16 protein-coding genes and 1 tRNA gene are annotated in these 23,379 nt (G+C 65.2%); 14 read left to right on the top strand and 3 right to left on the bottom strand.

What is annotated here, in order from left to right:
* The first annotated feature begins 44 nt into the window (after positions 1–44).
* Positions 45–121, top strand: a tRNA-Asp gene (locus tag ACNFBT_RS03730).
* A 252-nt stretch (positions 122–373) separates the two neighbouring features.
* Here ACNFBT_RS03730 and ACNFBT_RS03735 read toward each other — a convergent pair.
* Both ACNFBT_RS03735 and ACNFBT_RS03740 read right to left on the bottom strand, forming a co-directional pair.
* Positions 374–1,411 carry an AraC family transcriptional regulator gene (locus tag ACNFBT_RS03735; RefSeq protein ID WP_416746540.1) on the bottom strand — a complete coding sequence of 346 codons (1,038 nt, stop codon included), beginning with the start codon at positions 1,409–1,411 and terminating at the stop codon, positions 374–376.
* A complete protein-coding gene (locus ACNFBT_RS03740; protein WP_416746542.1) occupies positions 1,408–2,526 on the bottom strand; it encodes a carbon-nitrogen hydrolase family protein in 1,119 nt (372 codons plus the stop codon). The genes ACNFBT_RS03735 and ACNFBT_RS03740 overlap by 4 nt, the downstream gene beginning before the upstream one ends.
* Positions 2,527–2,739: 213 nt before the next feature.
* Here ACNFBT_RS03740 and ACNFBT_RS03745 point away from each other — a divergent pair, with 213 nt between their 5' ends.
* The 3 genes from ACNFBT_RS03745 (at position 2,740) to ACNFBT_RS03755 (ending at position 7,746) form a co-directional block, all read left to right on the top strand.
* Complete coding sequence (locus ACNFBT_RS03745) at positions 2,740–4,773, top strand: FAD-dependent oxidoreductase (protein WP_416746544.1); 2,034 nt, start codon at positions 2,740–2,742, stop codon at positions 4,771–4,773.
* Positions 4,774–5,235: 462 nt separating this feature from the next.
* Entirely contained in the window at positions 5,236–6,792 is a 1,557-nt protein-coding gene (locus ACNFBT_RS03750) for a chromosome partitioning protein ParA (protein ID WP_416746546.1), read from the top strand.
* A gap of 9 nt (positions 6,793–6,801) precedes the next feature.
* Positions 6,802–7,746, top strand: a complete 945-nt coding sequence (locus ACNFBT_RS03755; protein ID WP_416746548.1) for a 1-aminocyclopropane-1-carboxylate deaminase/D-cysteine desulfhydrase — start codon at positions 6,802–6,804, stop codon at positions 7,744–7,746.
* Here the strand turns inward: ACNFBT_RS03755 and ACNFBT_RS03760 are convergent.
* Complete coding sequence (locus ACNFBT_RS03760; protein ID WP_416746550.1) at positions 7,734–8,678, bottom strand: DUF1853 family protein; 945 nt, start codon at positions 8,676–8,678, stop codon at positions 7,734–7,736. The two genes, ACNFBT_RS03755 and ACNFBT_RS03760, sit on opposite strands and share 13 nt — an antisense overlap.
* Before the next feature lie 101 nt (positions 8,679–8,779).
* On the opposite strand from ACNFBT_RS03760, the gene ACNFBT_RS03765 reads away from it, so the two are divergent.
* The 10 genes from ACNFBT_RS03765 (at position 8,780) to ACNFBT_RS03810 (ending at position 23,315) form a co-directional block, all read left to right on the top strand.
* Positions 8,780–9,667 (top strand): NAD(+) kinase, encoded by an 888-nt coding sequence (locus ACNFBT_RS03765; protein ID WP_152224645.1) that lies wholly within the window; start codon positions 8,780–8,782, stop codon positions 9,665–9,667.
* Positions 9,667–10,647, top strand: coding sequence for a metallophosphoesterase (locus tag ACNFBT_RS03770; protein WP_416746552.1), 981 nt, complete (start codon positions 9,667–9,669; stop codon positions 10,645–10,647). Before ACNFBT_RS03765 ends, ACNFBT_RS03770 begins: the two co-directional genes overlap by 1 nt.
* Positions 10,644–11,510, top strand: coding sequence for a rhomboid family intramembrane serine protease (locus tag ACNFBT_RS03775; RefSeq protein WP_416746554.1), 867 nt, complete (start codon positions 10,644–10,646; stop codon positions 11,508–11,510). The genes ACNFBT_RS03770 and ACNFBT_RS03775 overlap by 4 nt, the downstream gene beginning before the upstream one ends.
* A 248-nt stretch (positions 11,511–11,758) precedes the next feature.
* A complete protein-coding gene (locus ACNFBT_RS03780; RefSeq protein WP_152224642.1) occupies positions 11,759–12,019 on the top strand; it encodes a YeaC family protein in 261 nt (86 codons plus the stop codon).
* A gap of 13 nt (positions 12,020–12,032) precedes the next feature.
* Positions 12,033–12,860, top strand: coding sequence for a DUF2797 domain-containing protein (locus tag ACNFBT_RS03785; RefSeq protein ID WP_416746556.1), 828 nt, complete (start codon positions 12,033–12,035; stop codon positions 12,858–12,860).
* Between the two features lie 161 nt (positions 12,861–13,021).
* Positions 13,022–15,679, top strand: a complete 2,658-nt coding sequence (pepN, locus tag ACNFBT_RS03790) for an aminopeptidase N (RefSeq protein WP_416746558.1) — start codon at positions 13,022–13,024, stop codon at positions 15,677–15,679.
* 487 nt (positions 15,680–16,166) lie between these two features.
* The gene (locus ACNFBT_RS03795) at positions 16,167–18,134 is read left to right on the top strand and encodes a DUF1302 domain-containing protein (RefSeq protein ID WP_416746560.1); all 1,968 of its coding nucleotides are present in this window, start codon (positions 16,167–16,169) and stop codon (positions 18,132–18,134) included.
* A 59-nt stretch (positions 18,135–18,193) separates the two neighbouring features.
* Positions 18,194–19,561: a DUF1329 domain-containing protein gene (locus ACNFBT_RS03800; protein WP_416746562.1), complete on the top strand. Its 1,368-nt coding sequence runs from the start codon at positions 18,194–18,196 to the stop codon at positions 19,559–19,561.
* A gap of 275 nt (positions 19,562–19,836) precedes the next feature.
* Entirely contained in the window at positions 19,837–20,919 is a 1,083-nt protein-coding gene (locus ACNFBT_RS03805) for a WD40/YVTN/BNR-like repeat-containing protein (protein WP_416746564.1), read from the top strand.
* A 14-nt stretch (positions 20,920–20,933) separates the two neighbouring features.
* On the top strand, positions 20,934–23,315 hold the full coding sequence (locus tag ACNFBT_RS03810; RefSeq protein WP_416746566.1) for an efflux RND transporter permease subunit: 2,382 nt from the start codon (positions 20,934–20,936) through the stop codon (positions 23,313–23,315).
* The last annotated feature ends 64 nt before the right edge of the window (positions 23,316–23,379 follow it).

A 23,379-nucleotide genomic window follows, 5' to 3' on the forward strand; every position in this document is an offset into this window, starting at 1 on the left:
AGGCGCTAGGAGGTTGCTGTACCGGACGCAAGTCCAACCGACACGCAGCGGTAGTTCAGTCGGTTAGAATACCGGCCTGTCACGCCGGGGGTCGCGGGTTCGAGTCCCGTCCGCTGCGCCATATTCGAAAGCCCTCAGGTAGCAATACCTGAGGGCTTTTTCGTTGCGCTCGGAAAAGTCCTCGTCATCGTTCTGTAAGACACTGTCACAGGTCAGACACCTTCCGCGTCTAGCTTTTTCCCCATGGTCTTTGCTAAAACCGGATCAAACGGTCAGGAGAAAGCCAATGGACGACTATCAGGAAGAACTGCTGGAACTGCACGCCGTGGAACAGGATCTGCCGGAGCCGGCCGACGACGCCACGGAGATGTGATCAGGCGCTGTGGCGCTGGGCGCGACGGAATTCCCCCGGTGTCTGCCCGCTCCAGCGCTTGAAGGCGCGCTGGAAGGCCTCGGCCGAGGCGAAACCGAGCAGGTAGGCGATTTCGCCGAAGGCCAGGTCCGTGTCGCGGATGTAGATCATCGCCAGGTCGCGGCGGGTGTCGTTGAGGATGCTGCGGAACTGCGTGCCTTCCTCGGCCAGCTTGCGGCGCAGCGTCCAGGTCGGCAGCTTGAGGCGCGCGGCGACTTCCTCCAGGTCCGGCTCGCGGCCGTTGAGCATCGGTCCCAGCAACTGGGCGACGCGCTCGCGCAAGCTGCGCGTGCGGGTCATCTGCTCCAGTTCCTTCTCGCAGATTTCCACCAATTGCCGCCAGGTGCTCGGGCAGTGCTCCGGATTGCTGCGCGCCAGCGCCGCCTGGTCCAGGCGCAGCTGGTTGTGCTGCGCGCCGAACTCCACCGGGCAGCCGAGCATCTCTTCGAAGCGCGACGCCCAGGCAGGCGCCGGATACTCGATCTCGACCTTCTGCGGTCGCAGCGGCTGCGCGCCGATGCTGCCGAGCATGCTTACCCAGCCGGACAGCACCGAATCCACCACGAAGCGGTTGTAGGCGTTGTACGGGCTGATGGAGTAGAAGCGCAGCCAGGCGCCGCTGGCGTCCTCGATGAAGCTGCTATGGCCACGGTAGTTCTGGGCGTAGAGCGTCTCGAAGCGGATCAAGGCGCGAGCGGCGGCGCGGACGTTGGGCGCCTGCGCCGCGGTGACGCCGGCCAGGCCGCTCTGGCTTGGGCGGCTCAGTTGGCCCATGCGCAGGCCCAGAGCGGGGTCGCCGCTCTGCTGGATGGCGGCGTGGCCCAGGCGCATGTAGCGGGGAATGGACAGGCGTGCGCCGGGCTCGCCGAGGCGTGCAGCATCCAGTCCGTATTGTTCCAGCAGCGGCTGTGGCGCGACGCCGCTTTCCGCCAGTGCGTCGGCGAGACTGTGGACGAAGCCCACGGACAAATCGCCAAGACGCATGGTCGGACGGCTCATAGCCAGAGATTGATCAGGCGGGCGCCCGGGCCATCCGGCGCCAGGGTGTGGCTGTCGCCGCTGACCACCAGGCTGCGGCCGTCGCTGCCCAGGTCCCAGAGATGGCCGCGCAGGAATACGGTGATGCCGGCATGCGCGCCACTTTCGCCAATGCGACCGGCCAGGGCCAGGCGCTCCCAGGCTTCACCTTCGCTCAGCTCGCCAGGTTTGAGCTGTACGTCGCTCGGCGTAGCGGCGCCGTTGTAGCCCTTCCAGGGCTTGCTCCAGTTGCCATTGCCGGTGAGGAAGGCCGGGACCGCGATGAAGTCCGGCTTGTTCGGCGCCAGCGCGGCGTAGCCCGCCGGGTACCAGCTGTCGGCGCAGATCAGCACGCCCAGGCGCCCGGCGGGGGTCTGCAGGACTTGCAGGTCATCGGCGTCGGCGCCGCGGGTAAAGCGTTTCTCTTCGTCGATGGGGAACAGCTTGCGTTGCGGCTTGCCCAGCGGCAGGCCGTCGCTGCCGAAGACCTGGCTGACGTTGTAGAGGCGGCCGTTGCCGGTGCGGATCTGCCCTTCGACGATCTGCGGGTTGGGCAGGACGATGGAGCCGGCGACTATGGTCACGCCGAACTCCCGGGCCAGGCCGCCGAACAGGGTCTGGTAGTCGTGGGCCATGTCCACCGCCTTCATGCGGAACAGGGCATCGGCCATGCGGTCCTCGCTCTTGGCACCGAGCCAGCCACGCGCCACTTTCAGCGGGTTGCTGGCGACCATCCACTCCATGGCTTCGGCCAGGTGCTCGGTCTGGTAGACCTCGGGCTTCTCGCCGGCGGCCACCAGCCAGGTGCCGATGTGCTCGGGGAAGACCACCACGGTGCGCGGGTTGATCAGGCCCTCATCACGGGCCTTGGTCAGGTAGGCGTGGAATTTCAGGCGCAGACGCTCGACGCTCTGGTAGTCCTGGGTGAAGAGCTCCGGCTGCACACCCAGCAGGTTGCCGCGTTCGGACGGTTCGCCCTGGTTGAGCGCGACCTGGCTGCGCAGGTCGGAGAGGTAGTGGCCCACCGGGCGACGCTCCGCCCAACCGGCATAGCCGGCGAACAGGATCACCAGGATGAGGAAGATCAGCTTGCGCATGGGGAACGAGTACTCGGTAGATGCCCCACAGGGTAGGGGTTAGGCCGGTAGTTGCCAAGTCGCCGTGTCATCTTCGATCAGTAAGTTGTTACTTTTGATCATTGAGTGGGGCGGGGTGGCTCCTTAGAGTCTGCCCCATACCGACCGCACCCCGTGCCGCCCGTTCCACGAGCGAGCCGAGGGGGCGGCGCCACCGTGACTGCTGGAGGACGTATGACCGCCCCTTATCCGCACCTGCTCGCTCCCCTGGACCTGGGCTTCACCACGCTGCGCAACCGCACCCTGATGGGCTCCATGCACACCGGCCTGGAGGAGAAACCGCAGGGCTTCGAGCGCATGGCGGCCTACTTCGCCGAGCGCGCCCGTGGTGGCGTCGGCCTGATGGTCACCGGCGGCATCGGCCCGAACGAAGAGGGTGGCGTGTATTCCGGCGCGGCCAAGCTGAGCACCCCGGAAGAGGCCGAGAAGCACAAGGTCGTCACCCAGGCGGTGCACGAGGCGGGCGGCAAGATCTGCATGCAGATCCTCCACGCTGGCCGTTATGCCTACAGCCCCAAGTCCGTGGCGCCCAGCGCCATCCAGGCGCCGATCAACCCGTTCAAGCCGCGCGAGCTGGATGAAGAGGGCATCGAGAAGCAGATCGCCGACTTCGTCAATTGCTCGAGCCTGGCCCAGGTGGCCGGTTACGACGGCGTCGAGATCATGGGTTCGGAAGGCTACTTCATCAACCAGTTCCTGGTCGCCCATACCAACCACCGTACCGACCGCTGGGGCGGCAGCTACGAGAACCGCATGCGCCTGCCGGTGGAGATCGTCCGCCGCGTGCGCGAGGCGGTGGGTCCGAACTTCATCATCATCTATCGCCTGTCGATGCTCGACCTGGTGGAAGGCGGCAGCACCTGGGACGAGATCGTCCTGCTGGCCAAGGCCATCGAGAAGGCCGGCGCCACCATCATCAACACCGGCATCGGCTGGCACGAAGCGCGTATCCCGACCATCGCCACCAAGGTGCCGCGCGCGGCCTTCACCAAGGTCACCGCCAAGCTGCGCGGCGAGATCGGCATTCCGCTGATCACCACCAACCGCATCAATACCCCGGAAGTCGCCGAACAGGTGCTGGCCGAGGGCGACGCCGACATGGTGTCCATGGCCCGTCCGTTCCTCGCCGACCCGGACTTCGTCAACAAGGCCGCCGAAGGCCGCGCCGACGAGATCAACACCTGCATCGGCTGCAACCAGGCCTGCCTGGACCACACCTTCGGCGGCAAGCTGACCAGCTGCCTGGTGAACCCGCGCGCCTGCCACGAGACCGAGCTGAACTACATCCCGACCACCCATGTGAAGAAGATCGCCGTGGTCGGCGCTGGCCCGGCCGGCCTCTCGGCTGCCACCGTCGCCGCCGAGCGTGGCCACGAGGTGACCCTGTTCGACGCCGCCGGCGAAATCGGCGGCCAGTTCAACGTCGCCAAGCGCGTGCCGGGCAAGGAAGAGTTCTACGAGACCCTGCGCTACTTCAAGCGCAAGCTGGAAACCACCGGCGTCGATCTGCGCCTGAACACCCGCGTCAGCGTCGATGACCTGGCCAGGGGCGGCTTCGACGAGATCATCCTCGCCACCGGCATCGTTCCGCGTACCCCGGCCATTCCGGGTATCGACAACGCCAAAGTGATCAGCTACCTGGATGCCATCCTCGAGCGCAAGCCGGTGGGTAACCGCGTGGCGGTGATCGGCGCCGGCGGCATCGGCTTCGACGTCTCCGAATACATCACCCACGCCGGTGAATCCACCAGCCTCGATCGCCACGCCTTCTGGAAGGAATGGGGCATCGACGAGAACCTGGAAGCCCGTGGCGGCGTCGCCGGCATCAAGCCGCACCCGCACGCGGCGGCGCGCCAGGTGTTCCTGCTGCAGCGCAAGAAGTCCAAGGTCGGCGACGGCCTGGGCAAGACCACCGGCTGGATTCACCGCACCGGGCTGAAGAACAAGCAGGTGCAGATGCTCAATAGCGTCGAGTACCTCAAGGTCGACAACGATGGCCTGCACATCAGCGTCGCCGGCGGCGAGCCGCAGGTGCTGCCGGTGGACACCGTGGTCGTCTGCGCCGGCCAGGAGCCGCTGCGCGAGCTACATGACGGCCTGGTGGCCGCCGGCCAGCGCGTGCACCTGATCGGTGGTGCTGATGTCGCCGCCGAGCTGGACGCCAAGCGCGCCATCAATCAGGGCTCGCGTCTCGCCGCCGAGCTCTGAGAGCCTGTCCACGATCGGCTGCGCGTCGGCATAACTGCGTTAAAAACAGGCTCGGAAGCCGCTTGCGGCTAACGCACTTCAGTGCGGCCCCGAAGGGGCGAGCGAAGCGAGTACTGCTCATTTACAGCTCGTAAACTCCGCGTCCTCGCCTGTTTTTGCCTTGTTCTGCTCTAGCTCGCGGGATCGTGAACAAGCTCTGAGCCGCAAGCCCGTTCACAGCAGGCCCCGGAAAGTTCCTCCGGGGCCTGTGTTTTTTACGGAATGACAAACTGCATCACAGATTCATCTCGCCGCTCACCCGCTTAACCTGACCGGCAGGTCGGGTGCCAACCCAGTCACATTGCCTGCGACATTTTTTCCCCTAGACTGGTCCGGATGTCAGGGCATTCCTGCCATCAGGGTGCCACTTTCCTACGGCATCATTTCCCAGACTTCCTCCCGCACAGGCCCAGAGGTCAATCGATGAGCATGCAGAAGAAGCCTCAGATGGTGGAAGCCGTGGTCTTCTTCAATGACCGTGGCGTTTGCAAGGAAATGCTCTACCCCGAATTCGAGGCGCTGCTCGACAACGTCGTGCAGATGCCGGATCTCGCCGAGCAGCAGGTGCGTCTGGCCTATGTGCTGATCAACCCGCGCCTGCAGGTCAAGTCGGCAGTGTTCTTCTACCTGGACTTCGACGAGAAGGGCGAGGCCGACCGCGGCTGGAACCTGCCCCTGCGCAACCTGGCCGAGCGCGCCGGCCGTGGCCCGGACCTGGGCGCCGGCCCCATCCGCATGGCCTGCCGCAGCCAGTGCCCGGTGTCCTGGCTGCAGATGCACCTGTGGGACCCTGATCTTGAAGCTGAGAACAATCACCTGGCGCAGCTGCGTGCTGCAGCGAAGCGCAACAACCTGGGCGTGCTGGCCGAAGAGGAACCGGCGGCCGTCGAGCCCCAGCGACTGCAGATGGCCGCCGAGCACCAGTGGTATGCCCCCTCCGAGGAGGAGTCCCGGGAAACCGCCGAAAAGCTCGCGCGGGAGATGCTCCATGAGCACCAGCAGAAGACTGCCGAACTGCTCGACCAGCACGAAACCCGCCTGTCGCAGATCAGCCAGGAGCACGAGCAGGAGCTCAATCGCCTGAAGCTCGGCGCCCAGGAGCAGGTCAAGGTGCTGCAGGCCGAGGTTTCGGCGCTGCGCGAGGGGCTCAAGCGCGAAGAGGAGATCAACGCCGACCTGCGTCGCGAACTGGACGGGCAGGTCAGCGGGTTCCAGCGCGGCCGGGAGGAGCTGACCGCCCAGCTGCGGCAGATCGAGCAGAGTGGCCGTGACGAGATGGATCAACTGCGCCAGCAGATCGAAGACGAGGCCAAGGCCCGTATCGCCGCGCTGGAGGCTCAATACCAGGAGCAGGTTTCCATCCGCGACGCGGAGCTGGGCTACCGCAATGAGCTGGACCAGCAGTTGCAGCAGGAGAACCAGCAGCTTCAGCAGGAAAACCAGAAGCAGCGCCGAGAGGCCGAACAGCAGCGTCAGGCACTCGATCGGCTGGGCCGGGACATGGAGCAACTGCGTCAGGAAAGTACGCAGCTATGCCAGGAGAACGTGCAACTGCGTGAGCAGGCCCTACAGGCCGAGCAGTTGCAACAAAGCGTCGAGAACCTGCGCCAGGAGCTGGCTGTGCAGTCGGCCAAGGCGGCGGACGGTTCGATGTTGGAGCGCCTGGCGGGTCAGGGCGTGGTTTTCGTGGTCTATCACCCCGGCGCCGGTCACCTGACCCTGTCGCTTGCGGATCTCACCCGCTATCAGGAAAACCCGATGGCCTTCGCCGCCGCCAAGTGCTTCGTCTCCGAGGACCAGTACCGCCAGTGGCTGGCACACTACCAGCAGCCGACCTGCGAGGGCCGGCTGTCCAACGGCGACCGCTGCGCCCTACCGATCGACCGCGTGGAGACACCCGGACGCTTCATCGAAGGCGACAGCAACTGCTGCACCCGCCACAAGACCGCTGGCCGCCTGCGCAGCGTGACCACGGCCTAAGCGGACGCTTTGCAGTACCCTGACTGGCGCCCCGTCGCCCCGCTGCAACCCGTTCACCTGAGTTGGCTGGAACGTGCCGGCGTCGAGCTGGCGCTGTTGCGTCTGGACCAGGTCGACACCCTCGTCAGCGGCAACAAATGGTTCAAGCTCGCGCCCTACCTGAAGCAGGCCGCCGATCTCGGTCTCGACGGCCTGATGAGCCTGGGTGGCGCCCACTCCAATCACCTTCACGCCCTGGCGGCAGCCGGCGCCCGCTTCGGTTTCCGTACCGTCGGTCTGCTGCGCGGCGAAAAGCAGGACAACCCCACGGTCTCTGACCTGCGCCAGCTCGGCATGCAACTGCACTGGCTGGGCTACGGCGGTTATCGCCAGCGCCATGAGCCGGACTTCTGGACGCCCTGGCGCGAACGCTATCCCGACCTGCTCCCGGTGGGCGAGGGCGGCGGCGGTCTGCCCGGCGCACGGGGCTGCGTGTCGCTGGTGGCAATGATTCGCGAGCAGTTGGCAGGCATTGGCTGGCGCGATTATCAGCAGCTGTGGGTCGCCTGCGGCACCGGTACGACACTGGCCGGCCTGGTACTGGGCGAGAACGGCGCGCATCCGGTGGTGGGGGCATTGGCGGTGCCGCCGGGGCATGGCGTTGAGGCACAGGTGCCAGAGTTATTGGCGGAGGTGGGTGTCGAGGATTGCGGCTACCGACTGATCGACGCCAGCCGAGGCGGTTTCGCGCGGATCGACCCGGCCTTGGCGCGCTTCATCCTGGACACCGAAGCCGAGTGCGGCGTGCCGCTGGAGCCGTTGTACACCGGCAAGCTGCTGCTGGCGCTGCACGATGAGATCCTGGCCGGGCGGATTGCGCACGGTAGTCGCATCGTCGGCGTCCACACCGGTGGCCTGCAGGGGCGGCGTGCCATGCAGGAGCGCCTCCAGGCGCTGGCCGCTCAGCGCGAATAGCCGCTGTGCACCCTGGGCCAGCGGTCGCCCACCAGGAACAGCCGTTCCTGTTCGCGCCAGCGCCCGTCCTGGAACGCCAGGCGGACCAGCAGTTGCGGGAAACCGTCCTCCGGCAGCTCCGCCAGCCAGTCGGCGAACTGCTCGGCGGTCCAGCGCTCATCGGCATCGCATGCCGCCGGCGCCAGCCAGCGTTTTCGCGACAGCGCCTGCCAGCCCTCGGGATGCACTTCCTGGTAGCGCGGCCACTCATGGCGGTGCAGCCAGCGACCGTGCAGGTGATGGTCGCTGGCGCCCGCGGGTGGCGGGCAGCGCGTTGGCCAGGGGTAGAACAGGTAGCCGCCGAGCCAGAGTCCGGCCGAGGGCGTGGCCTCGCTGAACTCGCGCACCACGCACATGCCCTCCAGCGTGGCCGAGAGCGGCAACTGGTGCTGGTAGAAGTGTTCGATCTTGCGCAGCAGATGGTCTTCCGCGCCGGGGCCGAGCCAGGCGTTCGGTCCATCTTCACTGGGACCGAGGTAGAGCTTGATGGCCAGTTCCAGGTGATGCAGGCCGTCATCGTCTTCCAGCAACAGGTCCAGCTCACCCAGGGTATGGCCGTTGTCGCGCACCGGCAGGTTGGCGGCCAGCAGGCGCAGGTCGGGCGCCTGCTCCAGGGCGTATTGCCAAAGGCGTTCGTAGTAGCGGCCCAGGCGCTGGTGGGGCGTGGTGTCCAATTGCTCCAGCAGCGCGGCGGGCGAGTGCTCCTGCGCCCGCAGCCAGTCGGCCAGGCGCGCCGGTTCGGCAAGCCAGCGGCTGGCCGCCAGCGGGTGGCGCAGGGCCGGGCTGCCCGGATTGAGCAGCGGCGGGGAGAGCAGCGTCCAGGCCAGATCGCGGACCTGCGGCTGGCGCAGCTCGGTCAACAGTTCGTTCAGCAGGGGAGTGAGAGCGCTCATTCCTCTAGCCTAGCCGTTCGGGTCGTGCTGCGGTTTGCCGCTGCTTCGGCGTTTCGCCCATAATTCCGTCATTCCCGCACCGCAAAGCCGCCCGGAGTCCCATGGAACCCTTTCGCAACATCGGCATCATCGGCCGCCTGGGCAGTACCCAGGTCCTGGAAACCATCCGTCGGCTGAAGCGCTTCCTCATCGAGCGCCACCTGCATGTGATCCTCGAGGACACCATCTCCGAGGTGCTACCCGGCCACGGCCTGCAGACCTGCTCACGGAAGATCATGGGCGAGATCTGCGACCTGGTGATCGTGGTCGGCGGTGACGGCAGCATGCTCGGCGCGGCGCGCGCCCTGGCGCGGCACAAGGTGCCGGTGCTGGGGATCAACCGTGGCAGCCTGGGCTTCCTCACCGACATCCGTCCGGACGAGCTGGAAACCAAGGTCGCCGAAGTGCTCGGTGGCCAGTACATCGTCGAGAGCCGCTTCCTGCTCGACGCCCAGGTGCGCCGCCACGGCGAGTCCATCGGCCAGGGCGATGCGCTGAACGACGTGGTGCTGCACCCCGGCAAGTCCACGCGGATGATCGAGTTCGAGCTGCACATCGACGGCCAGTTCGTCTGCAGCCAGAAGGCCGACGGCCTGATCGTCGCCACCCCGACCGGCTCCACCGCCTACGCGCTGTCCGCTGGCGGGCCGATCATGCACCCCAAGCTCGACGCCATCGTCGTGGTGCCGATGTATCCGCACACCTTGTCGGGCCGGCCCATCGTGGTCGACGGCAACAGCGAGCTGAAGATCGTCGTCTCGCCGAACATGCAGATCTACCCGCAGGTGTCCTGTGACGGCCAGAACCACTTCACCTGCGCGCCCGGCGACACCGTCACGGTGAGCAAGAAGCCGCAGAAGCTGCGCCTGATCCACCCGATCGACCACAACTACTACGAGGTCTGCCGGACCAAGCTGGGCTGGGGCAGCCGCCTCGGGAGCAGCGAGTGATGGAACTCGACCCCTCACGCGGCTTTGACCTGATCGGCGACATCCACGGCTGCGCCAATACCCTGGATTACCTGCTGGAGCGCCTCGGCTACCGGCTGCAGGGCGGTGTCTGGCGGCATGCGCGGCGGCAGGCACTGTTCCTGGGCGACATCATCGACCGAGGGCCGCGCATTCGCGAGGCGCTGCACCGGGTGCACGACATGGTCGCTGCCGGCGAAGCGCTGTGCATCATGGGCAACCACGAGTTCAACGCCCTTGGCTGGTCCACCCCGGCGGCCCCCGGCAGTGGCCGGCAGTACGTGCGCGAGCACACGCCGCGCCATGCCAGGCTGATCAAGGAAACCCTGGACCAGTTCGAAGGCCATCCGGCGGACTGGCGGGATTTCCTCGGCTGGTTCCAGGCCATGCCGCTGTTCCTCGACGCCGGGCGCTTCCGCATGGTCCACGCCTGCTGGGACCACGACGTGATCGATGCGCTGCGCCAGCAGTTCCACGACGGCCGCATCGACGAGGCCTTCCTCAAGGCCACTGCCGAGCCGGGCAGCTTCGCCCAGCAGGCTTGCGACCGTCTGCTGCGCGGCACCGACATGCGCCTGCCCAACGGCCTGACCCTGACCGGCAGCGACGGTTTCACCCGTTCGTTCTTCCGTACCAAGTTCTGGGAGGAGGACCGCGCGCCGGAAACCTACGGCGACATCGTGTTCCAGCCCGATGCGCTGCCTGACGAAGTGGCCAGCGAGCGTCTGAGCGAAGAGCAGAAGTCGCGCCTTTTGACCTATGGCGCCGACGAGCCGCTGCTGTTCGTCGGTCACTACTGGCGGCGCGGCACGCCCGCGCCGATCCGGCCCAACCTGGCCTGTCTGGATTACAGCGCGGTGATGTACGGGAAACTCGCGGCCTATCGGCTGGACGACGAAACCCGGCTGGAGCGCAGCAAGTTCGTGTGGGTGGACGTGAAGCGTCCGGAGGGCGATGCGTGAGCGTGGTTGAAGCGATACGGTTGCCGGCGGCGGTCGACCTGGGGGAGTTCGTCAACCTGCTGCGGCGCCTGAACGTACCCTTCCGGGTCAGCGAGGAGTCGGGCGAGCAGGTGCTCTGGGTGCCCAATGCCCAGCTGGCCGAGCAAGTGCGCACGCTGTACGAGCGTTATCCGCAGGGTGACCCGCAGTTCAGCGTGCAGGCCGAGCGCCGGCGCGGTGGGCCGGGGCTGCTGGAACAACTGAAGCTGAGCTGGATGACCGCCACGGTGCTGCTGGTGACCTGCGTGGTCGCCGCCGTGACCCTGCTCGGCACCTACCCGGAGACCTTGCGCTGGCTGACCTTCCAGGATTTCCGCATGGTCGGCGAGGACCGCCTGGTGTTCGTGCCGCTGCCCGAGACGCTGGCGTCCGGGCAATGGTGGCGGCTGATCACGCCGATGCTGTTGCACTTCGGCTGGCTGCACCTGGCGATGAACGGCATGTGGTACTGGGAGCTGGGGCGACGCATCGAGTACCGCCAAGGCGCCGGGATGCTGCTGGGCCTGAGCCTGGGCTTCGGCCTGGTTTCCAACGTCGTGCAGTACGGCGTCAGCGGGTCGAGCCTGTTCGGCGGCCTGTCCGGCGTGCTCTACGGCTTGCTTGGTCACTGCTGGATCTTCCAGCGCATGGCGCCAACCCCAGCTTACCAGCTGCCCAAGGGCGTGGTGGCGATGATGCTGATCTGGCTGCTGGTATGCCTGTCCGGGGTGATCGACCTGCTCGGCTTCGGCTCCATCGCCAACGGCGCGCACGTGGGCGGGCTGCTGGCGGGTTGCCTGAGCGGGATGATCGGCGGATTGCTGGCGCGACGCGCCGGGCACTGAGGCGACATAGGGCGTACAGCCGTTCGCGGTTGCACGCCGTTTCACCTTGTCCACCGCCAACTCCATGGCCGAGCCTGGCAAACGCATCCCGGTTCGCATCCGCATGGACAGGCAATCACGGCCAAGCGGCGTATAACGCGGAGCGTTATACGCCCTACGTCTATGGCTCCAAGTGACCAGCGTTCGTGCGCCAAAGCCTTAGGCCCGGTAGAATGCCGGCTTCGTTTGCCCCCAGCAGGAACCGGCCCATGTCGTCCTTCGCCGAAATGATCCAGAACATCACCCCCGAGCTCTACGAGAGCCTCAAGCTGGCCGTGGAGATCGGCAAGTGGCCCGACGGCCGCAAGCTGTCCCAGGAGCAGAAGGAGTTGTCGCTGCAGGCCGTGATCGCCTGGGAGCTGAAGAACCTGCCCGAAGACCAGCGCACTGGCTACATGGGCCCGCAGGAATGCGAGTCCCACGCCGAGCCGATCCCGAACATCCTGTTCTCGACCAATACCCTGCATTGATGGCTGCTTTCTGATGGTAGAGCTTGGACGCGGCGCCCTGAGCAAGATGTCGGCGCGCCTGGAAAGCCCCGTGCAATACGCCTTCCGCCTCGGCGAGGCGGAGGTCCCGGTAAACCCGCTGATCGGCAAGACCCTGCGCCTGGAGTACCTGGGCGAAATCTTCTGCTGCCACTGCGGGCGCAAGACCAAGAAGAGTTTCAGCCAGGGCTACTGCTACCCCTGCTTCACCAAGCTGGCGCAGTGCGACAGCTGCATCATGAGCCCGGAGAAGTGCCACTACGAAGACGGTTCGTGCCGCGAGCCGGAGTGGGGCGAGCGCTTCTGCATGACCGACCACGTGGTCTACCTGGCCAACTCCTCGGGCGTGAAGGTGGGCATCACCCGCGCCAGCCAGGTGCCGACCCGCTGGATCGACCAGGGTGCGCGCCAGGCGCTGCCGATCATGCGCGTGGCCACCCGCCAGCAGTCCGGTTTCGTCGAGGACCTGCTGCGCAGCCAGGTCACCGACCGCACCAACTGGCGCGCGCTGCTCAAGGGCGAGGCCGAGCCGCTGGACCTGGTCGCCATCCGCGAGCAGATCTTCGACGCCTGTGCCGAGGGCATCGTCGCCCTGCAGCAGCGCTTCGGCCTGCAGGCGATCCAGCCGGTGATCGACATGGATCCCATCGAGATCAGCTACCCGGTGGAGGCCTATCTGGCCAAGATCACCAGCTTCGATCTGGACAAGACGCCTGTGGTAGAAGGTACCCTGCAGGGTATCAAGGGCCAGTACCTGATCTTCGATACCGGCGTGATCAACGTACGCAAATTTACCGCGTACCAGCTGGCCATCAGTGCCTGATCGAACCTGCATTGAATTTCCGGCCCAGAGCTCGCATCTAGAGAGACACGCATCTAGGGATAGATGCGTCTTGCGACTCGCCCGCGCCGCTCTCAATCGCTAGAGTCAGTATTCCTCCGGCCGGTCCATCCCGCCTGCCGCTTTCCAAGGGGCCAAAAGCCATGCGTACCGAGCAACCGAAAGTCATCTACCTCAAGGATTATCAGGCGCCCGAGTACCTGATCGACGAGACCAACCTGACCTTCGAGCTGTACGAGGACCACACCCTGGTCCACGCCCAACTGGTGATGCGCCGCAACCCGGAGCGCGGCGACGGCCTGCCGCCGCTGGTGCTCGACGGCCAGCAGCTGGAGCTGCTGTCGGTGGCGCTGGACGACAACACCCTCGAAGCCGGCCAGTACCAGCTCGACGAGAACCACCTGACCCTGCAGCCGACGGCGAAGACCTTCACCGTTGACAGCACCGTGCGCATCCACCCGGAAAGCAACACCGCACTGGAAGGCCTGTACAAGTCCGGCAAGATGTTCTGCACCCAGTGCGAGGCCGAAGGCTTCCGCAAGATCACCTATTATCTCGACCGCCCGGACGTGATGAGCAGCTTCACCACCACGCTGTCGGCCGAGCAGCACAAGTACCCGGTGCTCCTGTCCAACGGCAACCCGGTGGCCAGCGGCTCGGAAGACGGCGGCCGCCACTGGGCGACCTGGCAGGACCCGTTCAAGAAGCCGGCCTACCTGTTCGCCCTGGTCGCCGGTGACCTCTGGTGCGTGGAAGACCAGTTCTCCACCATGAGCGAGCGCGAAGTCACCCTGCGCATCTACGTCGAGCCGGAGAACATCGACAAGGTCCAGCACGCCATGGACAGCCTGAAGAACTCCATGCGCTGGGACGAGAAGGTCTACGGCCGCGAGTACGACCTGGACATCTTCATGATCGTCGCGGTCAACGACTTCAACATGGGCGCCATGGAGAACAAGGGCCTCAACATCTTCAACTCCAGCTGCGTGCTGGCCAAGGCCGAGACCGCCACCGACGCCGCGCACCAGCGCGTTGAGGGCGTGGTCGCCCACGAATACTTCCACAACTGGTCGGGCAACCGCGTGACCTGCCGCGACTGGTTCCAGCTGTCGCTCAAGGAAGGCTTCACCGTGTTCCGCGACAGCGAGTTCTCCGCCGACATGAACTCGCGCACCGTCAAGCGCGTCGAGGACGTGGCCTTCCTGCGCACCAACCAGTTCGCCGAGGACGCCGGCCCCATGGCGCACCCGGTGCGCCCGGATTCCTTCATCGAGATTTCCAACTTCTACACCCTGACCGTCTACGAGAAGGGTTCGGAAGTGGTGCGCATGATCCACACCCTGCTGGGCGCCGACGGCTTCCGCAAGGGCACCGACCTGTACTTCGAGCGCCATGACGGCCAGGCCGTGACCTGCGACGACTTCGTCAAGGCCATGGAAGACGCCAATGGCGTCGACCTCACCCAGTTCAAGCGCTGGTACAGCCAGTCCGGCACCCCGCGCCTGGCGGTGGAGGAGAGCTTCGACGCCGCCGCGCAGAGCTACACCCTGACCTTCCGCCAGAGCTGCCCGGCCACGCCGGGGCAGAGCGAGAAGCAGCCCTTCCTCATCCCGGTGCAGATGGGCCTGATCGACAAGCTGGGCAATGCCCTGTCGTTGCGCCTGCAGGGCGAAGAGCACGCCCACGGCAGCGACCGCGTGCTGCAGGTCACCGAGGCCGAGCAGTCCTTCACCTTCGTCGGCCTGGCCGAGAAGCCCCTGCCGTCGCTGCTGCGTGGTTTCTCCGCGCCGGTGAAGCTGAGCTTCCCCTACGACCGCGACCAGCTGATGTTCCTCATGCAGCACGACGAGGACGGCTTCAACCGCTGGGAGGCCGGCCAGCAGCTTTCCGTGCAGGTCCTGCAGGAACTGATCGGCCAGCACCAGCGTGGCGAGAAACTGGTGCTCGACCAGCGCCTGATCACCGCCTTCCGCACCCTGTTGCTGGACACCGGCCTGGACCAGGCCATGGTCGCCGAGATGCTCTCGCTGCCGAGCGAGGCCTACCTCACCGAGATCAGCGAAGTGGCCGACGTCGACGCCATCCACGCTGCCCGCGAGTTCGCCCGCCAGCAGATAGGCGCGGCGCTGCACGAGCAGTTGTGGGAGCGTTACCAGGCCAACCGTAAGCAGTCCCGCGAGACAGCTTACGTGGCGGAGGCGACTCACATCGCCCGCCGCAGCCTGCAGAATATTTCCCTGTCCTACCTCATGCAGAGCGGCAAGGCCGAGGTGCTCGCCGCCTGCCAGGAGCAGTACAAGGATTGCGACAACATGACCGAGCGCCTGACCGCCCTGGCGGTCCTGGTCAATTCTGCCTTCGACAGCGAGAAGGCCGAGGCGCTGGCGATGTTCGCCGACTACTTCAAGGACGACCCGCTGGTGATGGACCAGTGGTTCAGCGTCCAGGCCGGCTGCACCCTGCCGGGCGGACTGGAGCGGGTACAGGAGCTGACGAGGCATTCGGCCTTCACCCTGAAGAACCCGAACAAGATCCGCGCACTGATCGGCGCCTTCGCCAACCAGAACGCGGTGAACTTCCACCGCGCGGATGGCGCCGGCTACCGCTTCCTCGCCGACCAGATCATCACCCTCAACGCGCTGAACCCGCAGATCGCCTCGCGCCTGCTCACCCCGCTGACCCGCTGGCGCAAGTACGCGCCCGAGCGCCAGGCGCTGATGCGTGCCGAGCTGGAGCGCATCCTGGCGTCCGGCGAGCTGTCCAGTGATGTCTTCGAGGTGGTCAGCAAGAGTCTCGCCTGATCCTCCCTCCGGCGCTCCGTCCGGGGCGCCGCCCGCCTCGCTGAAGGTGTTACCAGTATTGGCTGGTAACACCTTTTTGTTACTTATCGAAATTAAACGATGGTCGCCTTATCGCTGGGGTGAATTGGCGCCAGGGTGCCGCCCTGTCTGCGTCGGGCCTTCCAGGGGCGGATTGCGCCATTTCGTGAGGTCGATGGCGCAATCGGTCAGTGGGTTTGATCAGTGGATGATCAGTCACAAAAAGTAGCGGGCCATATCTTTAAATTTTGTAAGTAGATTCCGCACGTTTATCGCAATTGGCATCGGCGTTGCACCGGCCGATCCCGCTTAGCCTTTGCCTGGCCATTGGGTCGGGGGGCGTGTCGAGCACCTTGGGGGAGTTTCCTTCAGATCGACGACAACAAGGCCGTGGAATAACGGCTGACAAGGCGAACCGCCCGCAGTGGCGGCGCCCTTACAGAATGATCAGTCCATGGAGTGAGTCCTAATGGAAATCCCGGTTCGCAAGAGCGTCTTGCGTTTCGCACCCGCTCGTGCGGGTTTTGCCCTGGCAGGTGTCCTGCCTCTGCTGATGTCGGTTCCGGTTGCTGCCGTCGAGTTCAGCTTCCTCGACAGCGAGGTGAGTGGCTCGCTGGATACCACTGTCTCCTACGGCACCCTGTGGCGTGTGCAGGGGCAGGACAAGAGCAACAACGACATCAACGGCAACGACGGCAACCGCAACTTCGATACCGGCCTGGTTTCCGAGGTGTACAAGATCACCTCCGACCTGGAAGCGACCTACAAGAACTACGGCATGTTCGTACGCGGTTCGGCTTTCTATGACACCCAGATCATGGACAAGCGCAACGACTACTACGACCACAACCAGCCGCCGCAGCCGAGCCAGAGCTACCCCAACAACGACCACTTCACCAGCGAGACCCGTGATACCGCCGGCAGCCGCGCGGAAATCCTCGACGCCTACGTCTATGGCAACTGGGACGTGGCCGAGCATCCGGTGACCGGTCGCCTGGGCCGCCAGGTGTTCAACTGGGGCGAGGGCATCTTCTACCGCGGGGGTGTGAACACCACCAACCCGGTGGACGCCGCCAAGTTCCGCCTGCCGGGCTCCGAGCTCAAGGAAGTGCTGATGCCGGTGGAGGCGCTGAGCTTCAACATCGGCCTGACCGACAACCTGTCGATGGACACCTTCTACCAGTGGAACTGGAAGGAGACCCGTCTCGACCCGGTCGGCACCTACTTCTCCGAAACCGACCTGTTCGCCGATGGCGGCAACACCGCCTACACCACCGTCGGTGCGCTGGCCAACCCGCTGTTCCAGAGCCTCTATCCGCAGCTTTCGGCGGCCCATGTCGGCGGCCTGCAGGGCACCCAGTACCTGGACTCCAACGGCGTGTTCAAGGTCGCCAACGTCGGCAAGGACATCAATGCCAAGAACGACGGCCAGTTCGGCGTGGCCTTCCACTACATTGCCGAGGAATTGAACTCCACCGAGTTCGGCTTCTACTTCGTCAACTACCACGCCAAGGAACCGACCATCTACGCCGACCTGAACAGCAGCTACGCCGGTCTGGACATGGACCAGCTGGCCGGCCTGGGCGGCTTCTCCTCCTATGACCAGCTGATGGCCGCCGCCGGCAGCGGCAACGCCATGGCCGGGCAGGTGCTGGGGCTGGTCAACGGCGCGGCGGCGGTGGACGTGGCCAACCAGGTCAATGCCCGTCGCGAGTACGTCGAGAACATCCGCATGTACGGCTTCAGCTTCAACACCACCGTGGGCGACGCCTCGGTGTTCGGTGAACTGGCCTACCGTCCGAACCTGCCGATCGGCATCGCCACCACCAACGACCTGCTCGGCGACCTGCTCGTCCAGGCGCCGCAGCTGGCCAGCGGGAACACCGTGAACATCGGCGGCCGCCCGGTGGCGATCACCGACCAGATTCACAACTACGAGCGCGTCGAGGCCTTCAACACCTCGCTGGGCACCATCTACAACTTCGGTCCGCAGCTGTCCTTCGACTCGCTGATGGGCGTGGCGGAACTGGCCTCCGAGCACCTGCGCGGCAGCAGCTTGCAGTACACCGCCTACGATGGCACCACCCGCTACTACTCCGGCCGTGGCAACGGCGCCTACGTCTCCGGCTACGACCGCGACGATCAGGTGAACAAGAACGCCTACGGCTACACCCTGCTGCTCTCGGGTACCTGGAACGACGTGTTCGCCGGCGTGAACGTCTCGCCGTACGCCGTCTACAAGGATGACTTCGAAGGCAACTCCTACCAGACCGGCAACTTCATCGAAGGCCGCAAGGCCTACACCCTGGGCGTCAAGGCCACCTACCTGAACGCCCTGGAAACCGAACTGCAGTACACCGAGTTCTACGGTGCCGGCAAGAACAACGCCAGCCGCGACCGCGACAACGTCGGCTTCAACGTCAAGTACTCCTTCTAACGACAAGCACGCACCGGGCGCCTGAAGCGCCCGGCGCGTGAACCTCACGGAGAATCACCATGCGCAACATGCGTACCCTGATCGGCGCGGCGGTGGCCCTTGCCCTGTCCGCCGGCAGCGCCCTGGCAGCGGTTTCCCCGCAGGACGCGGCCAAGCTGCAATCGTCCCTGACCCCGCTGGGCGCGGAAAAGGCCGGCAACGCCGCCGGCACCATCCCGGCCTGGACCGGTGGCATCACCCAGGCGCCGGCCGGCTACAAGCCGGGCCAGCACCACATCGACCCGTTCGCCTCGGACAAGCCGCTGTACACCATCACCAAGGCCAACCTGGACCAGTACAAGGCCAACCTGACCCCGGGCACCCTGGCGCTGTTCGCCACCTACCCGGACACCTTCCAGATGCCGGTGTACCCGAGCCGCCGCAGTGGTTCGGCGCCGCAGTGGGTGTATGACAACACCTTCAAGAATGCCACCAGCGCCAAGCTGGCCGAGGGCGGCAACGGCTTCGTCGATGCCTTCGGCGGCATTCCCTTCCCGATCCCGCAGAGCGGCGTGGAAGCGCTGTGGAACCACATCGCCCGCTACCGTGGCACCTTCGTCGTGCGCCGCGCCTCGGAAGTCGCGCTGCAGCGCAACGGCGACTACTCCCTGGTGACCTCGCAGCAGGAAGCGCTGTTCAAGTACTACATCCAGGGCAGCAGCTTCGCCGACCTGAACAACCTGCTGTTCTACTACCTGTCCTTCACCAAGAGCCCGGCGCGCCTGGCCGGTGGTGCCGCGCTGGTACACGAGACGCTGGACCAGGTGAAGGAGCCGCGCCAGGCCTGGGGCTATAACGCCGGCCAGCGCCGCGTGCGCCGTGCTCCGAACCTCGCCTACGACACCCCGATCGCCGCCGCCGACGGCCTGCGTACCGCCGACGACACCGACATGTTCAACGGCTCGCCGGACCGCTACGACTGGAAGCTGGTGGGCAAGAAGGAAATGTACATCCCGTACAACAACTACAAGGTCTCCAGCCCGGACGTTAAGTACAAGGACCTGCTGACCCCGAGTCACCTGAACCCGAAATACACCCGCTACGAACTGCACCGCGTGTGGGTCGTCGAGGGCACCCTGAAGCCGGGCGCACGCCACATCTACTCCAAGCGCGTGCTGTTCCTCGACGAGGACAGTTGGGGCGCCGCCGAGGTCGACCAGTACGATGGCCGTGGCGAACTGTGGCGCGTCTCGCTGGCCTACCTGAAGAACTACTACGAGCTGCCCACCACCTGGACCGCCCTGGATACCTTCCACGACCTGCAGGCCCGCCGCTACCACGTGCAGAACCTGGACAACGAAGAACCGACCACCATCGACTTCGGCCAGGCCGTACCGGACGACTCCTACTTCAGTCCGTCTGCACTGCGTCGCCGCGGCACCCGCTGAGTTCGTCCCGCGTTCGGAAAAGCCCGCCCCTCCGGCGGGCTTTTTCTTGCCTGCTTCCGACCGGCGGCAGGACCAATGTGTTACCTCTCGCCCCACTGAAAGCCCTCTGCGGCGCGCCTTACAGCGTTCATGGCTATGTGCAATCATCCTTTTGGGTGAGGTGGTCGCCGCTTAACAAAAGATAACGTGCCGTTAATTGTCAGCCCCCGAAAAGGCTGGCTATATAGCGACCACACTCGATACCGCCTGCAATAAGAACAAAGAGGTAAAGGCATATGCGTGAGCCCCAGTGGCGCACTACGAGCGAGCAGTCCGTGTCGGAGACTCCGCGCTCCTTCCCGATGTCGCGCAAATCGATTTCCCTGCTCGGCGCACTTTCCTTCCTGATGCTGTCCGTCGCTCCCTTGCCCGCCGTCGCGGCAACCGAAGCGGCCAGCGACGCCAGCTCCATCCCTTCGGCCAAAGCCGCCAGCAGCCTGCTGCTGAGTGTCGCCCAGGCCGGCAAGCGCCTGGTGGCGGTAGGGGATCACGGGCATATCCTTTACTCCGACGATGACGGCAAGAGCTGGACCCAGGCCAAGGTGCCGACCCGCCAGTTGCTGACCTCGGTGTTCTTCCTCAATGACAAGAAGGGCTGGGCCGTCGGCCACGACGCGCAGATCCTCGTCACCACCGATGGCGGCGCCACCTGGACCCGCCAGTTCGAAGACCTCAAGCGCGAAGCGCCGCTGCTGGACATCTGGTTCCAGGACGACAACCACGGCATGGCCGTGGGCGCCTATGGTGCGCTGCTGGAAACCACCGACGGTGGCCAGCACTGGGAAGACGCCAGCGACCGCCTGGACAACGAAGACCAGTACCACCTCAACTCCATCGCCGCGGTGAAGGATTCCGGCCTGCTGGTGGTCGGCGAGGCCGGCAGCATCTTCCGTTCCAAGGACTGGGGCCAGACCTGGGAGAAACTCGAAGGCCCGTACGAAGGTTCGCTGTTCGGCGCGGTCGGTACCCGCCAGGCGGGCACCGCGCTGGTCTACGGTCTGCGTGGCCACCTGTTCCGCACCACCGACTTCGGCGACAGCTGGAAGCAGGTCGACCTGCCCACCGCCAACGGTGGCGAACTCGAGTTCGGCCTCTCCGAAGGTTCGCTGCTGGCGGACGGCACCGTGGTGATCGTCGGGCATGGCGGCAGCGTCCTGGAAAGCAAGGACGATGGCCAGAGCTTCAAGGTCTACAACCGTCCCGACCGCCTGTCCCTGGCGGGCGTGAGCGGCGCCGGCAACGGCAACCTGGTGCTGGTCGGCCAGGGCGGTATCCACTTGGCTTCGGCGACCGGCGCCGAGCTGACAGAACAACAATAAGCCGGGGAGCCTGCATGAACGCTATCAGCAAGCATCAACAGGACAAGGCGACTTTCCTGGAACGCATCATCTTCACCCACCGGCCGTTCGTGATCATCGCCTGCCTGCTGGTGACCATTTTCCTGGGCTACCAGGCGACCCAGGTGCGCCCGTCTACCAGCTTCGAGAAGATGATTCCGCTGCAGCACCCGTTCATCCAGAACATGCTGGAGCACCGCAACGACCTGGCCAACCTCGGCAACACCGTGCGCATCTCGGTGGAAGCGGTGAACGGCGACATCTTCACCAAGGAGTACATGGAGACGCTGCAGAAGATCCACGACGAGGTCTTCTACATTCCCGGCGTCGACCGCTCCGGCATGAAGTCGCTGTGGAGCCCCAGCGTGCGCTGGACCGAGGTGACCGAAGAAGGCTTCGCCGGCGGCGAAGTGATTCCGCAGACCTACGACGGCTCGCCCAAGGCGCTGGAACTACTGCGCAACAACGTGCTGAAGTCCGGCCAGATCGGCCGCCTGGTGGCCAACAACTTCAAGTCGAGCATCGTCGACGTGCCGCTGCTGGAGGTCTACCCGGACCCGAAGGACCAGGGCAAGCTGATGAAGCTGGACTACCGCCAGTTCTCCCATGAGCTGGAAGAGAAGATCCGCGACAAGTACCAGCTGCAGAACCCCAACGTGAAGGTGCACATCACCGGCTTCGCCAAGAAGGTCGGCGACCTGATCGACGGCCTGCTGCTGGTGGTCGGCTTCTTCGGCATCTGCTTCGTGATCACCCTGGTGCTGCTGCTGTGGTTCACCAAGTGCGTGCGCTCGACCATCGCCGTACTCTCCACCACGCTGGTGGCGGTGATCTGGCAGCTCGGCCTGCTGCACTCCATCGGCTTCGGGCTGGACCCGTACTCGATGCTGGTGCCGTTCCTGATCTTCGCCATCGGTATTTCCCACGGCGTGCAGAAGATCAACGGTATCGCCCTGCAGTCCAGCGATGCGGAAACCCCGCTGCTGGCCGCCCGTCGCACCTTCCGCCAGCTGTTCCTGCCAGGCATGATCGCCATCCTCGCGGACGCCGTCGGCTTCATCACCCTGCTGGTGATCGACATCGGCGTGATCCGTGAACTGGCCATTGGCGCCTCCGTCGGCGTGGCGGTGATCGTGTTCACCAACCTGATCCTGCTGCCGGTCGCCATCTCCTACATCGGCATCAGCAAGAAGGCGGTACAGCGCAGCAAGGAAGACGCAGTACGCGACCATCCGTTCTGGCGCGCGCTGTCCAACTTCGCCAGCCCCACCGTGGCGCCCATTTCCGTGGTCATCGCCCTGGCGATGTTCGCCGCCGGCATGTGGGAAGGCCATCACCTGAAGATCGGCGACCTCGACCAGGGCGCGCCGGAACTGCGTCCGGACTCGCGCTACAACCTGGACAACGACTTCATCATCCGCAACTACTCGACCAGCTCCGACGTGCTGGTGGTGATGGTGGAATCCGCCTCCGAAGGCTGCTCCACCCACAAGACCATGGCCGCCATCGACGAACTCGCCTGGCGCCTGGAAAACACCGAGGGCGTGCAATCGGCCATCTCCCTGGTCACCGTCTCCAAGCAGATGATCAAGGGCATGAACGAGGGCAACCTGAAGTGGGAGTCGCTGTCGCGCAACCAGGACGTGCTGAACAACTCCATCAGCCGCGCCGAAGGCCTGTTCAACAGCAACTGCTCGCTGGCGCCCCTGCTGGTGTTCCTCAACGACCACAAGGCCGAGACCCTCGACCGCGCGGTCGGGGTGATCCAGGAGTTCGCCAAGGCCAACAACCAGGATGACCTGAAGTTCAAGCTCGCCGCCGGCAACGCCGGTATCGAAGCGGCCACCAACGAGGTGATCAAGCAGTCCGAGCTGACCATCCTGATCCTGGTGTACATCTGCGTGGCGGTGATGTGCCTGATCACCTTCCGCTCCTTCGCCGCGACCCTGTGCATCGTGCTGCCGCTGATCCTCACCTCGGTGCTGGGCAACGCGCTGATGGCCATGCTCGGCATCGGCGTGAAGGTGGCGACCCTGCCGGTGATCGCACTGGGCGTGGGCATCGGCGTGGACTACGGCATCTACATCTACACCCGCCTGGAGTCCTTCCTGCGCCAAGGCCTGTCCCTGCAGGAGGCCTACTACGAGACCCTGAAGTCCACCGGCAAGGCGGTACTGTTCACCGGTCTGTGCCTGGCCATCGGCGTCGCCACCTGGATCTTCTCGGCGATCAAGTTCCAGGCCGACATGGGCCTGATGCTGACCTTCATGCTCCTGTGGAACATGTTCGGCGCCCTGTGGCTGCTGCCGGCGCTGGCGCGCTTCCTGATCAACCCGGAGAAGGTGCGTCAGAAGAAGGCGTCGATCCTGGTTCACTGATCGGCAGCTGAGCGACAAATGAAAACCGCGGCTCTTGGGCCGCGGTTTTTTTTGGGGTCGGTCA

This window comes from Pseudomonas sp. NY15181 (genome assembly GCF_048068055.1).
Classification (GTDB): domain Bacteria; phylum Pseudomonadota; class Gammaproteobacteria; order Pseudomonadales; family Pseudomonadaceae; genus Pseudomonas.